12 protein-coding genes are annotated in these 13981 nt (G+C 32.2%); all 12 read right to left on the reverse strand.

Going from position 1 to position 13981, the window contains the following annotated elements; translation table 11 throughout:
* Window positions 1-582, reverse strand: a complete 582-nt coding sequence (gene hisH, locus Ollyesu_RS12370; protein WP_279301534.1) for an imidazole glycerol phosphate synthase subunit HisH — start codon at window positions 580-582, stop codon at window positions 1-3.
* Complete coding sequence (gene hisB, locus Ollyesu_RS12375) at window positions 582-1721, reverse strand: bifunctional histidinol-phosphatase/imidazoleglycerol-phosphate dehydratase HisB (protein WP_279301535.1); 1140 nt, start codon at window positions 1719-1721, stop codon at window positions 582-584. Before hisB ends, hisH begins: the two co-directional genes overlap by 1 nt.
* 123 nt (window positions 1722-1844) lie before the next feature.
* A complete protein-coding gene (locus Ollyesu_RS12380; protein WP_279301536.1) occupies window positions 1845-2054 on the reverse strand; it encodes a GIY-YIG nuclease family protein in 210 nt (69 codons plus the stop codon).
* 36 nt (window positions 2055-2090) lie between these two features.
* The gene (gene hisC / locus Ollyesu_RS12385) at window positions 2091-3134 is read right to left on the reverse strand and encodes a histidinol-phosphate transaminase (protein WP_279301537.1); all 1044 of its coding nucleotides are present in this window, start codon (window positions 3132-3134) and stop codon (window positions 2091-2093) included.
* Between the two features lie 85 nt (window positions 3135-3219).
* Window positions 3220-4503: a histidinol dehydrogenase gene (gene hisD / locus Ollyesu_RS12390; protein ID WP_279301538.1), complete on the reverse strand. Its 1284-nt coding sequence runs from the start codon at window positions 4501-4503 to the stop codon at window positions 3220-3222.
* A gap of 47 nt (window positions 4504-4550) precedes the next feature.
* Window positions 4551-5408, reverse strand: coding sequence for an ATP phosphoribosyltransferase (gene hisG / locus Ollyesu_RS12395; RefSeq protein ID WP_279301539.1), 858 nt, complete (start codon window positions 5406-5408; stop codon window positions 4551-4553).
* A 278-nt stretch (window positions 5409-5686) separates the two neighbouring features.
* Entirely contained in the window at window positions 5687-6502 is an 816-nt protein-coding gene (locus Ollyesu_RS12400; protein ID WP_279301540.1) for a prohibitin family protein, read from the reverse strand.
* Between the two features lie 15 nt (window positions 6503-6517).
* Window positions 6518-8551 (reverse strand): VWA domain-containing protein, encoded by a 2034-nt coding sequence (locus tag Ollyesu_RS12405; RefSeq protein WP_279301541.1) that lies wholly within the window; start codon window positions 8549-8551, stop codon window positions 6518-6520.
* On the reverse strand, window positions 8551-9093 hold the full coding sequence (locus Ollyesu_RS12410) for a hypothetical protein (protein WP_279301542.1): 543 nt from the start codon (window positions 9091-9093) through the stop codon (window positions 8551-8553). The genes Ollyesu_RS12405 and Ollyesu_RS12410 overlap by 1 nt, the downstream gene beginning before the upstream one ends.
* A gap of 27 nt (window positions 9094-9120) precedes the next feature.
* On the reverse strand, window positions 9121-9867 hold the full coding sequence (gene fabG, locus Ollyesu_RS12415; protein WP_279301543.1) for a 3-oxoacyl-[acyl-carrier-protein] reductase: 747 nt from the start codon (window positions 9865-9867) through the stop codon (window positions 9121-9123).
* Between the two features lie 167 nt (window positions 9868-10034).
* Window positions 10035-13004, reverse strand: coding sequence for a M16 family metallopeptidase (locus Ollyesu_RS12420; RefSeq protein WP_279301544.1), 2970 nt, complete (start codon window positions 13002-13004; stop codon window positions 10035-10037).
* Window positions 13005-13108: 104 nt separating this feature from the next.
* Entirely contained in the window at window positions 13109-13981 is an 873-nt protein-coding gene (sucD, locus tag Ollyesu_RS12425; RefSeq protein ID WP_279301545.1) for a succinate--CoA ligase subunit alpha, read from the reverse strand.

The following is a 13981-nucleotide window of genomic DNA, read 5'->3' on the forward strand; positions in this document are numbered from 1 at the left end:
TTATAATTCTATAAAATTCTTTAAAATTTGTTCTCCTGCTACAGATGATTTTTCTGGATGAAACTGCACACCATAAAAATTATTTTTTTGTAAAGCTGAAGCAAATTCTACACTATAAGTAGTAGTGGCAATGCTTTCTTTACAAGCTTCTGCATAAAAACTATGTACAGAATACATAAAAGCGTCATCTTTAATATCTTTAAATAACGCTGATTTTAAATCTGTTATCGTATTCCAACCCATTTGTGGCACTTTAACACTATTGTTAAAACGCTTGACATCTACATTAAAAATACCTAATCCTTTGGTGCTACCTTCTTCTGAAGAGTTACACATCAATTGCATCCCTAAACAAATCCCTAAAACGGGTTGTTTTAAAGCTGGAATTAAAGTGTCTAAACCGCTTTCTTTTAGCATTTGCATTGCAGAACTTGCCTCACCAACTCCTGGAAAAATTACTTTGTCTGCTGCTTTAATTTCATCTGGATTGTTAGATAAAATGGCATCGTAACCTAAGCGTTTAAAGGCAAATTGAATACTTTTAATATTACCTGCTCCGTAATTTATTATTACTAACTTCATTACAACATACCTTTAGTTGATGGCAAAAACATTTTATTAGCATCACGTTTTACAGCCATTTTCATTGCTTTTGCAAATGCTTTAAAAATGCCTTCAATTTTATGGTGCTCATTAGTGCCTTCAGCTTTAATATTTAAGTTGCATTTTGCACCATCTGTAAACGATTTAAACAAATGGAAAAACATTTCGGTTGGCATATCACCTATTTTTTCGCGTTTAAAATCGGCTTGCCATTCTAACCAGTTTCTACCTCCAAAATCAACTGCTACTTGTGCTAAGCAGTCGTCCATTGGTAAACAAAAACCGTAACGCTCGATACCTAATTTATTACCTAAAGCTTTATTAAATAATTCGCCCAAAGCAATCATAGTATCTTCAATAGTGTGATGCTCATCAACTTCTAAATCGCCATCAACTTTTATGGTTAAATCCATTGCACCATGACGACCAATTTGGTCTAACATGTGGTCGAAAAACTTTAAACCAGTATCAATATTATTTTTACCAGAACCATCAAGGTTTAATTTAATGTAAATCTTGGTTTCGTTGGTATTACGCGTGATTTCTTCAACGCGATCATTTAATTTTAAAAACTCGTAGATGGCTTTCCAATCTGTACTTGTTAATGCGATAGAATCTAAAATGGCTTGTTTTGAACTTTCAATTTCATCTGCTCCTAATTCTGGATCTTCAGATAAAAATATACCTTTTGCTCCAAGATTTTTGGCTAATTCCATATCTGTAATTCGGTCACCTAAAACAAATGAGTTTTCTAAATCGTATTCAGTTGTATCAAAATATTTAGTAAGCAAGCCTGTTCGTGGCTTACGAGTTTCGGCATTTTCATGCGGAAACGTTTTGTCGATACACACTTCAGAAAAAACAACACCTTCTTTTTCGAATGCTGATATGACTTTATTTTGAGCAGGCCAAAAGGTATCTTCAGGAAAAGCATCTGTTCCTAAACCATCTTGATTGGTTACCATAACTAGCTCAAAATCTAGCTCTGAAGCTATCTTAGCCATGTATTGAAATACTTTTGGGTAGAACTCTAATTTTTCTAAACTATCTAGTTGATAATCTACAGGTGGTTCTAATACCAAAGTTCCGTCCCTGTCTATGAATAGTACTTTTTTCATGATTAACTTGTTAATCAATCCTGAACATGATTCAGGATCTTTTTATTTAATTTCTAATGTGTTTAAATTTGGATTAGAAACTTTAATAAGTTCCCATTTCCATTCTTTATGCCAATTTTTAAGTTATCTTTCTCTTGATTTCACATCTTTCTTTATTATAAATTCTTCATAATAAATCAATTCACAACAATTATATTTTTTAGTGAATACAGCTCCTCTTCCAGAATTATGTTGTTTTATTCTCTGTTTTAAATTTTCAGTATAACCAATATATAATACTGTTCTATTCTTATTACTTAAAATATAACAATAGTATTTTTGATTAACAGTCATAACAATATTTCAACTTTATTAGTTCCTGAATCAAGTTCAGGATTTCGAAATTAATTGAAGGTATTCAATTAATCTCTCATTTTCTTTCACAGTTCCAACAGTAATTCGAATACAATTCTTAACCTGAGTATTCCTGTTTCTAATAATTACTTTTTTATCGATTAAATATTGGTAGGTTTTATCTGCATTATCAACTTCAACTAATAAAAAGTTAGCATCTGTAGGATATATTTTTTTAACGATATCTAGCTGATTTAAAGCTTCTTTAAGCTTGTTTTTTTCTGAAAGAATTATCTCAATATTTTTAGACACTTCAGTTTGATTGTTTAAACTCTCTAAAACCGCTTTTTGGTTTAAAGTGCTTACGTTATATGGCGGTTTTACACGATTGTAAAGTGCAATAATAGCTTCGCTAGCATATGCAACGCCTACTCTAACTCCTGCTAATCCCCAAGCTTTACTAAAGGTTTGACTTACAATTAGATTGTTGTATTTATTTATGTTTTTAATGAATGATGCTTGCGAGCTAAAATCGATATAAGCTTCGTCTACAATCACGATACCATTAAAATTCTCAAGAATGTATTCAATATCTTCTGTATTTATAGTATTTCCTGTTGGATTGTTTGGTGAGCAAATAAAAATGATTTTTACATCTTCAACATCTAAATACGGTTGTAATTGATTTAAATTAATTTGAAAATCGTTAATCAAAGGTTGCTTAATCACCTCAATATTATTGATATTTGCTGACACATCGTACATTCCGTAGGTTGGTGTAAAGGTTAAAACCTTATCTTTTCCAGGTTCGCAAAAAATACGAAACGCTAAATCGATAACTTCATCACTTCCGTTACCAATGAAAATTTGATTAGTTTCAACAGATTTAATAACTGAAAGTTTTTCCTTAATTTTTGTTTGTTGTGGATCTGGATAACGGTTTAAATTTCCAAACGGATTTTCGTTAGCATCTAAAAACACATCTGCTGTACCTTTAAACTCATCTCTTGCAGAAGAATATGGTTTTAAAGCTTTAATGTTAGCTCTAACTAGGTCGTTTATGTTAAATGTTATGCTCATTTTTTGTTGTCTGGTCGAGCGCAGTCGAGACCTATTTATCTTAATTGCTTATTAAAAAACTCTCGACTGCGCTCGAGGTGACTTTTTATTTTAAATCCTTTAAACGTATTGAAACCGCATTTTTATGCGCTTGTAAACCTTCGGCTTCAGCCATTAACTCTATGGAATTACCAATATTTTGAATACCTTCTTTAGTGATTTTTTGAAACGTAATGGCTTTTGTAAAACTGTCTAAATTTACTCCAGAATACGCTTTACTAAAACCATTAGTAGGTAAGGTGTGATTAGTTCCAGATGCATAATCTCCTGCGCTTTCTGGTGTATAGTTTCCTATAAATACAGATCCTGCGTTAATTATATTATTGACAAAAAAATCATTGTCATTAGTACATAATATTAAGTGTTCAGGAGCATAGTCATTAATTATGTCTAATGCATCATTCGCGTCTTCCATAATAATAGCTTTAGAATTTTCAAGTGCTTGTTTAGCTATGTCTTTTCTTGGTAAAACCGCTAACTGTTTGTCTATTTCTTTTTGTACTTGCTCTATAAAACCTTGAGAATCTGACACCAAAATGACTTGACTATCTGCACCATGTTCTGCTTGGCTTAGCAAATCTGAAGCCACGTAACTTGCATTAGCACTATTATCTGCAGCTATTAGCAATTCGCTTGGTCCAGCTGGCATATCTATTGCTACTCCGTATTTAGTTGCTAATTGTTTCGCCACTGTCACAAACTGGTTTCCTGGACCAAAAATCTTGTAGACTTGTGGTATAGTGTCTGTTCCAAACGTTAATCCAGCTATTGCTTGAATACCTCCAACTTTAATTATTTTAGTGACTCCACAAAGCTCTGCTGCATATAAAATTTCGTTAGCTATGTTACCTTCTTTGTTGGGAGGCGAACATAATACAATCTCCTTACATCCTGCAATTTGAGCAGGAACAGCCAACATTAAAACGGTTGAAAATAATGGTGCGCTACCAGCAGGAATATAAATCCCGACTTTTTGAATGGCTCTTTTTTCTTGCCAGCAAGTGACACCAACTGTAGTTTCAATGCTGATTGTTTCCGTTTTTTGTGCGTTGTGAAATGTCTCAATATTACGCTTTGCTAGTTGAATTGCTTGTTTTAAATCAGATGAAATTTTAGAACTCGCTAGCTCAACTTCTTTAGCGGACACTGTATTTGAAGCTAATTCGACTCCATCAAACAGTTGCGTGTATTTTGTTATAGCTAGATCACCATTACGTTGCACATCCTCAAAGATTTGAGTTACTGTAGTTTCAATATCATCTACAGTCTGTGTTGGTCGTTTTAAAAGGGTTGACCAAGTGGATTGGTTTGGGTTTATAAATGTTTTCATAATTATTTTTTTTCACTTTGTCTATTCGCAGTGTAATATTTAGATTGTTAAATCACCATTTTTTCTATCGGACAAACTAAAATACCTTGTGCTCCATTAGCTTTTAATTCGTCAATAACTTCCCAAAATTGGTTTTTATTTATTACGGAGTGTACACTACTCCAACCTGCTTCTGCTAATGGTAAAACCGTTGGGCTTTTCATTCCTGGCAAAATATTGATGATATCTTTTAGCTTATCGTTTGGTGCATTTAGTAACACGTATTTTGAGTTTTGTCCTTTTAAAACAGATTGTATTCTAAATTGTATTTTTTCAAGCAATTTTTGATTTTCAGTAGAAATTTTAGGAGATACTGCTAATACTGCTTCCGATTTTAAAATAACTTCAACTTCTTTTAAACCGTTTTTAAATAATGTACTTCCGCTAGACACAATATCTACAATAGCATCTGCTAACCCAATATTTGGAGCAATTTCTACAGAACCATTAATGATGTGTAACTTGGCAGATACGTTGTTTTTACTTAAAAACTGATTAACTGTATTTGGGTACGATGTAGCAATACGTTTTCCTTCTAAATCTTTAACCGAATTGTATTTTGCTCCTTTAGGTACTGCAACAGACACTTTGCAACTAGAAAATCCTAATGTTTCTGCAATTGTAATGTCATTACCTTTTTCGATTAATACATTTTCTCCGATGATGGCAATGTCTACCACACCATCCTTTAGATATTGTGGAATATCTCCATTACGTAAATAGAAAATTTCTAAAGGAAAATTTCTGGCTGATGCTTTAAGTTGGTCTTTTCCATTGTCTATAGAAATACCAATGTCTTTAAGGATTTTCATGGAATCCTCATTTAATCGTCCTGATTTTTGAACTGCAATTTTTAATTTACTCATTTTAATTTTTTTTTAATTGGGTTTGAGTAAATCTTTAATTAGAAAGTTGTTAAAAACAAAAAACCGTTTGATTTACTCAAACGGTTTTTAAATATGTTGATTTTATACAATACATCTTCAGTTCGCTTGAGTGCAAATATGAAAATGATGATGATGTGATTGAATAAAATTCATTTCTGTTTTGTTGAATACAAATATTGTGAATTTAAAATGTAAAAAGCAAACCTATTCTTATTTAAATTTAAATTTTAAGAAAATCTTAGCTTTTTACTTTTAAATTATTGATTTCCTAAAATAATTGGCATTCCGCTATCACCTGAGCCTATAACAATAACTTTACTATTATTAGATTCTGATAATTTTACTGTTGCTTCGATACCTTTATCTTGTAAAATTTTATCTGTTAGTGAAGCACTTAAAATACGATTTGCATCTGCTTTACCTTGTGCTTCAATAATTACTTTTTCTGCTTCTTTTGCAGCTGTCACTAATCTAAACTCATACTCTAAAGACTCTTGTTCTTGACGTAATTTACGCTCGATAGCTTCTTTAATTGTATTAGGTAAAGTAACATCGCGTACTAACACCTCGTTTAATTGTACGTATTGCTTTTCTAAAATCTTTTTTGTTTCAGCAAAAATTTCATCTTGAATTGCGTCACGCTTACTAGAATATAGTTGTTCTGGTGTGTAACGACCAACTACACTACGTGCAGCACTACGTATGGCAGGCTGTATGACACGTTGCAAGTAGTTTTGACCTAGTGATTGGTGAAGATTTCCTAACTCGCTGTAAACAGGCTCGTACCAAGCAGAAGCATCAATTTGTATTTCTAGTCCGTTAGACGATAATACTTTCATTTTTTCAAATAATTCTTGTTGACGTACTTCATAAATATAGACTTTATTCCATGGTGCAACAATATGAAACCCTTCACCCATTGGAGGCTCATCGGTTACAACACCGTCTCCAAAGGTTTCAAAAAGCACTCCAGCTTCTCCAGAGTCAATTGTTACTGCTGATTTAGCAATTAAAATAATTCCGATAATAACCGCTATGATTATTGGGAATGCAATTTTTGGTAATTTTTCCATAACTAATTTTTAATTTTATATTAATCCTTTATATTTTCTTATAAACCATTCTAATGCCAAGGATAAAGCTATTATAAACAGTAAATATTGCCAATCTATCAAAGGTACAATACTTTTGTTACTTTTTTGGATGGGTTGATAATGATTATCTTTTAATAAACGTTCTGAGATTGCAGCGTAATTATCTATGAAGAAAGCTTCACCACTACTGTTAGTAGCTATTTGTTGCAACTTTGTTACATTGGCATTTAAAAATTGTTGCTCTATATTGTATTCCACAATTTTAAAATTTCCTGAAACTGTAATGTTTTCTGAGCTTGCACTAACTGTAAAGTTATAATCTCCTGCTGGTATATTACTTAAATTGACTTGATAATTGTTTCCTTTTAAAATTAAAGGTCTTTTAGAGGTTTTATTGGTGTCTTTATTTTTAAGTGAAATTGTTAATGCTTCACCACTATCAAATTCGTAATTCTTATTAAAAAATTGAGCACTTATTATAATACTTTCACTTCCGTTATAAAATGAATTATAGTCAACATTCAATCTGTTTTTTCGCTTGTTGGACGCTAAATACTGGACTAGCTTACCAATAAAATTATCGAATTCTAAAAAGCTTCCATTGTTTAAATAGCTTTGTGCACGCCATCTCCAAAGGTTTTCGCCAAATAAGATGGCTTCTCTTCTATTATTGGTTTCAAGAGTAGCTAGTAACGGTTCTTGGGTTTTGATACCAGAAACAGATTTGTATAAAATAGTCTCGAAAGGTGTTTTAAACTCTGAGTCTCCAAATGTAGATTTTAGAGGTGGAAAGCTCTCAAAATCTAAATCTTCAATGATGAAAGACGTGTAATTAGTGTTAAGATTGGCTTGGTAATCTTCGGTTTGTGACGAAGTATCAGTACTATATTCACTAGTAACTTTATTTAAAAAGCGCCAATCAGATTTAGTTCCAGTAATAACCCATTTGTTTTTATTTTGCTTTTGTAATACATCAAATAATGAATTAAATGAATTATTTGGTTGATACAATATAACTAATTGAAAATCATTTAATTGAGATTCTAATTGATTAGGTTTTAAAAATACAACTTCTCGTTGCTCGTTACTAGAAATACTCTTTTTTAAAGTACCTAAATCTGGATGCAAAATGGTACTAACAATGGCTACTTTAGTTTTTTGATCAATGACTTCTACTGCAAAATTTTTATAGTTATTTACTTTATTTTTTTCTGTAGCTAATGGTACCACTTGTGCTTTGTACTCCTGCACACCAACACCACTTGCTGGTAAAATAAAATTTAAAACCTCGCTATTTTTTGATTTGTTTAATGATAGTGGTTTAGAATACACCGTTGTATTGCCTTTAGTGATAACAAATTTACTGGCTACAGTCTTACTACCATTGTATACAACAATTGCTTCAACAGGAAATTTGTTTTTTAGGTAAGCATATTTGTTGACGTTAAGTTGGCTTATTTTTAAGTCTGCATACGTTATGGTATCACCTAATATTATAGGATAAATAGGTTGTTTATAGTTTTTAGCAGAAAACTGATAATCGTTTCCAACCGTTTGGTTACCATCTGTTAAAAGTATGGTTGGCGAAATAGTGTTTTTATATATCTGAGTTAACTCTTTAAACGTTTTATCTAAATTGGTTTGTTGATTGTTAAAAGACACACTATCACTTACTTCCAATGTGTTTCCGAAAGAAAACACCTCAACATTAAATTTATCTTTTAACTCTTGATTATTGACTAATTGTTGAAGCGCATTTTTAGCATTCTGATCTTGATTTAAGTATTGTAATGACGCTGAATTGTCTACTGCTACTACTAAATTAGGCTTTTCAGTGTAATATTTTACCTGTTCAAACTTAGGATTAATAAGTAATAATAAAATTGAAAATAAGGTAATAAAACGCAAAAATGTAAAAAGCGCAACAGATTGTGATGCGCTTTTAGATTTATATTTGTACTGGAATAAGGCTAGTAAAAGTGCTACTATACCTGCTAAAATAATGTATAAGAGGGTTTCTGTTGACACTAGTCTTCTTTAACTTTTAGTATATCAAACGAGTCCATAAATCGCTTTATATCCTTGTTTTCGTCTTTATCTGTTAAACAAATAACTTGTACAACAAACATGGTGTTATTAACTAAAAAGGCATTCATGTAAATAAATGCACCACTAATTTTAATTTTTATACTACGTCCAGGAAAACCGTTATGTGTTATTTTTTCATCAGAACTTAACTCGCCATTCACGTTAGTTGTAGCACCATTAACAGCGCCATCTAATACAGAATTGTTGTACTCGTCATCAGCGTCTTCAAATTCTTCCTCAGGATAATCAGATCTAATCACAGAATACACCATATTATCGTCACTAGAATCAGGACTAAGCATAATCATGTGCATATCGATGGTTCCAATAGCTGTTTCAACTTCTTGAACCGTGCGTTCTGGTTCTCCAGGAAACTTAGCTATAAATGCTAAATCCTCTGATTTATAGTCTATCCAATCTTGAGCGTTGACTATTGAAGTTGTAGTTAAAAAAAATGTAATAATGAATAATAGGTTTTTCATGGTAGTAATAGTATTTAATAAATGTATTTAGGTTAACATTCCACCATCAACATTTAATGTTTGACCTGTTACATAAGCTGACATGTCTGACGCTAAAAACACGCACGCATTAGCTATATCTTCTGGAGTACCTCCACGTTTTAAAGGTATAGCGTTACGCCATCCTTTAACGGTTTCTTCATCAAGTTTTGCTGTCATTTCTGTTTCGATAAAACCTGGTGCTATCACATTACTTCTAATGTTTCTAGAACCCAATTCTAATGCTACAGACTTAGAAAATCCAATAATACCTGCTTTAGACGCAGCATAATTGGTTTGACCTGCATTACCTTTAACACCAACTACAGAACTCATATTAATTATAGATCCTTTACGCTGCTTAAGCATAGTTCTCTGTACAGCTTTAGTCATATTAAAAACAGATTTTAAGTTAACTTCGATAACTTGATCAAAATCCTCCTCACCCATTCTCATTAACAAATTATCTTTTGTAATTCCAGCATTATTAACTAATACGTCAATACTACCAAATTCTGCTAAAACATCTTCTGCTAGTTGTTGCGCTTCGTCAAAACTTGCTGCGTTACTTTTGTATCCTTTAGCTTTAATTCCAAAAGTATTTAACTCTTTTTCTAGTGCGTTTGCAGCTTCTACTGAAGAACTGTAAGTGAATGCAACATTAGCACCTTGCTGAGCAAATACTTGAGCGATACCTTTACCTATACCTCTTGAAGCACCTGTGATTATAGCTGTTTTTCCTTCTAAAAGTTTCATTAAAATAATTTATTTTATTTTCGTGTAGACGAAAACATGTTGTTAATTTTCTATTTCAAATATAACAATAACTGTGTGTTCTAAATAAAAAAAGCCTTTTAATTTGTCATTAAATTAAAAGGCTTTTTTAATAACCTTTCTTTAAATTAGAAAGGGATTTTTATAATCTACATCTTCACTTCTTCAGGTTTTTCATAATTAAATATATAGTCTATATCCATTTCTTGCACTTTTCCTAATTTGCTCAAGGCTTTCATATCTACATCATTTTTATTCCCTATCACCATCACGTTATAATTTTCGCCTTTAATGTTATTATTAAAAAACTCTCGTAAATCTTCCATAGTCATATCTTTAATAGCATTGTACATGGCTTCTCTGTTATCTTCAGACATGCCTCTTTTTTGAAGTCTTTCATAACTCCAAAAGATATTAGATTTATTGATACGTTGAGCTGCTAATTTTTTAAGAGTAGACTCTTTTGCTGCTTGAAATTGTGCTTCGGATTCTGGCATGTTATTCATTAAATCCATCATAGCGTCAACTGCTTGAGGCATTTTATTAGCTTGCGTCCCAATATAAGCCATCACATAATTTGAATCGTCCTTATCTCTAGCAGTACTATAGCTTGACCAAGCAGAATAGGCCAAAGATTTAGATTCTCTAATCTCTTGGAATACTATTGATGATAATCCACCACCAAAATACGTATTAAACAAAGTTGATGCAGCCATATTTTCTGGCTTAAAAGGCTCTCCTTTGGCTAAAAACATCATTTCTGATTGTACCATGTCAAAATCCACAAAGTATACGTTTCCACCTGTCTCTAATTCGTTAAACGCTAGCGCTTGAGGGTAATCTTTCAGTTCTGTTGATACTTTATGAGACGTGTTTAATGCAGCGACTGCATTATCTATGTCTTTTCCATAGTAAAACACACGTTGCTTATAATTTTTTAAATCCTTAGTTAAATTAACTAATTCTTGAGGATTAATTTTATTTAGTTCGCTAACTGGAATGATGTTACGCAAGCTTGAGTTTTCTCCAAACTTAGCATAGTTCAATAAACCACGTCTTAGTATGCTTCCTTTATTGGTCTTATTATTTTGTCTTCCTTTTGCAATAGACTGTACATATTTATCATAAGCCTCTTGATTAGGTACTGCATTGTCCAAAAGATGTTCTAATAGCTCTAATCCTTTAGGCAAGTTTTCTTTTAGACCATTTAAACCAATATATGTTTTTTCGTTACCAGTATTTACATAGTAGTCAATTCCTAATTTATAAAATTCTTTTTTAAGCTCTTCATTGGTGTACTTGTCTGTCCCTAAGTATTCTAAATATCCAACTGCTAAATCTAACTTTTTGTCATTATCACTACCCATATCAAAAATGATATTCATATCAAACAAGTCGTTAGTTTCATTCTCAATATAAGATACTTTAATTCCGCTATCAGTTTCAGTCTTTTTAATAGCTGAAGCATAATCTACATACACAGGTTTTAATGGCTCTGATTCCATTTTATTAAACGCTTCAATATATTTAGAGTTAGCACCTCTGTTCAGGTTAACTGGAGTAATTCCTGGATTTTGTACTTTAACAATTTTATCGTCTGCGCCTTTACGTTTGTATGTTACCACGTAATTGTCATTATAAAACGTATTAGCAAAGTCTACCAAGCCTTGTTTAGTAATCTTTTTAAGATCATCCAAAAACTTGACTTTATCTTCCCATTTTTCATTATGTATAAAGGCATCTACATAAGCATTAGCTACAGCAGTACTGCTTTCATACTCTTGCAATTTGGATTTTTTAAGATCGTTAATTACTGCTTCTAACATCCAGTCTTCAAATTCTCCTTTTTTTAATTTTTCAACTTGTTCTAGTATTAAAGCTTTAACCTCATCTAAGGATTGTCCTTCTTTTGGAGAACCAGAAAAGACATGATATCCATAATCGTTTAAAAATGTTGGGGAACAGCCAGCATATTGCACTACTTGCTGCTGATTTAGGTTTAAATCTATTAAACCAGCGTTACCATTAGCTAATATCATATCTGCTAAGGTCACTAATTTTTCATCTTCAGTATTGACTCCACCAGAGCGATAAGCTATAGAAATACTTTCTGCAGTTGGTCCAAATACTTCTTTTTTTACGATAGAATTTAAAGGTTCTTCTTTAGGTAACTCAGGATGTTGAACGTCTTTGCGTTCAAATTTCCCAAACGTATCGTTAACCTTTTTAATTGTTGTATCGAAATCGATATCACCAACTAATATTACTGCCATGTTATTAGGTACATAATACTTATCAAAATAATTATGAATATCTACCATTGATGGATTTTTCAAATGCTCTGCAGTACCAATAGTCGTTTGTTGTCCATATGGATGATTAGGAAATAATCCTTCTAACATTGCTGCATAACGTTTACGTCCATCGCTATCTTGTCCTCGATTAAACTCTTCAAAAACAGCTTCTAGCTCTGTATGAAACAAACGCAATACCACTTGACTAAATCGTTCGCTTTCTAAAGCTAGAAATTTGTCTAATTCGTTTGCAGGTATTTTATTAGTGTACACGGTCTGCTCAAACCATGTGTAAGCATTCGTTCCTGTTGCACCTAATGAACTTGACATTTTATCATACTCGTTAGCAACAGAATAGTTTGAAGCAGCTAATGATACTCTATCAATTTCTTTATAAATCGCTTTTTTTAAATCTGAATCTTTTTCTGCTCTATGTTTTTCATATAAATTAGAAATGGTATCTAAGTACTTTTTTTCCGTCTCCCAATCGACTGTACCAACCTCATCAGTACCTTTAAACACCATATGTTCAAGGTAGTGTGCTAATCCTGTAGATTCTTTAGGGTCGTAATTAGAACCAGCTCTAACAGCTATGTAAGTTTGTATTTTTGGCTCGTCTGTATTTTTACTTAAATATACTTTTAACCCATTATCTAAAGTATATAAACGCAAACCTGTTGGGTCGTTGGTAATGCTTTCGTAACTAAATCCGTTAGCATCATTTTGTGTTTCGGTTTTTACAGCTAAGTCTCCAGAATTACTTTTTTTACAACTTGTAACAAAAGTAATTATAGCCATAGCTAGAAATAATTTTAAGTGTTTCATTTTTGGTTGGTTTATAAATTAAAAAAGTTCGTTAGCTAAAATAAGCTAACGAACTTTAAACGTTTATATATTTGGATTATTTTAACACATTAGTGTTAAATAATTTAACCAACAACTTCGGCTACTTTTTTACCAATTTCCGCTGGAGAATCTACAACATGAATACCACAATCTCTCATAATTGCTTTTTTAGCTTGAGCAGTATCGTCAGATCCACCCACAATTGCTCCTGCGTGTCCCATTGTACGACCTGCTGGTGCAGTTTCACCTGCTATAAATCCAACAATAGGTTTTTTACTTCCAGACGCTTTGTACCAATTAGCAGCATCAGCTTCTAACTGACCTCCAATTTCTCCAATCATAACCACACATTCTGTTTCAGGATCGTTAATTAATAATTCTACTGCTTCTTTAGTTGTGGTTCCAATAATTGGGTCACCACCAATACCAATAGCTGTAGTTATACCTAATCCTTGTTTTACAACTTGATCAGCAGCTTCATAAGTTAAGGTTCCTGATTTAGATACAATACCAACTTTTCCTGACTTAAATACAAATCCTGGCATTATACCAACTTTGGCTTCTCCTGGTGTAATAACTCCTGGACAGTTAGGTCCAATTAATCTACAGTCTTTTCCTTTAATATAATCTGAAGCTTTTATCATGTCTGCAACTGGTATACCTTCAGTAATACAAATAATTACTTTAATACCTGCGTTTGCAGCTTCCATAATAGCGTCTGCAGCAAATGCTGGTGGAACAAATATAATAGTTGTGTCTGCGCCTACTTTGTCTACAGCTTCTTGAACAGTATTAAAGACAGGTTTATCTAAATGCGTTTGACCTCCTTTACCAGGTGTTACACCACCAACTACATTAGTGCCATACTCAATCATTTGTCCTGCGTGAAATGTACCTTCACTTCCTGTAAATCCTTGAACTATTATTTTTGAATCTTTGTTTACTAAAACGCTCAT

Source organism: Olleya sp. YS (genome assembly GCF_029760915.1).
GTDB lineage: Bacteria > Bacteroidota > Bacteroidia > Flavobacteriales > Flavobacteriaceae > Olleya.

Excerpts from the sequence above, each read along its gene's own strand:
- hisH (WP_279301534.1), bottom strand. The coding sequence starts at position 582 with ATGAAGTTAGTAATAATAAATTACGGAGCAGGTAATATTAAAAGTATT.
- hisB (WP_279301535.1), bottom strand. The coding sequence starts at position 1,721 with ATGAAAAAAGTACTATTCATAGACAGGGACGGAACTTTGGTATTAGAA.
- Ollyesu_RS12380 (WP_279301536.1), bottom strand. The coding sequence starts at position 2,054 with ATGACTGTTAATCAAAAATACTATTGTTATATTTTAAGTAATAAGAAT.
- hisC (WP_279301537.1), bottom strand. The coding sequence starts at position 3,134 with ATGAGCATAACATTTAACATAAACGACCTAGTTAGAGCTAACATTAAA.
- hisD (WP_279301538.1), bottom strand. The coding sequence starts at position 4,503 with ATGAAAACATTTATAAACCCAAACCAATCCACTTGGTCAACCCTTTTA.
- hisG (WP_279301539.1), bottom strand. The coding sequence starts at position 5,408 with ATGAGTAAATTAAAAATTGCAGTTCAAAAATCAGGACGATTAAATGAG.
- Ollyesu_RS12400 (WP_279301540.1), bottom strand. The coding sequence starts at position 6,502 with ATGGAAAAATTACCAAAAATTGCATTCCCAATAATCATAGCGGTTATT.
- Ollyesu_RS12410 (WP_279301542.1), bottom strand. The coding sequence starts at position 9,093 with ATGAAAAACCTATTATTCATTATTACATTTTTTTTAACTACAACTTCA.
- fabG (WP_279301543.1), bottom strand. The coding sequence starts at position 9,867 with ATGAAACTTTTAGAAGGAAAAACAGCTATAATCACAGGTGCTTCAAGA.
- Ollyesu_RS12420 (WP_279301544.1), bottom strand. The coding sequence starts at position 13,004 with ATGAAACACTTAAAATTATTTCTAGCTATGGCTATAATTACTTTTGTT.
- sucD (WP_279301545.1), bottom strand. The coding sequence starts at position 13,981 with ATGAGCGTTTTAGTAAACAAAGATTCAAAAATAATAGTTCAAGGATTT.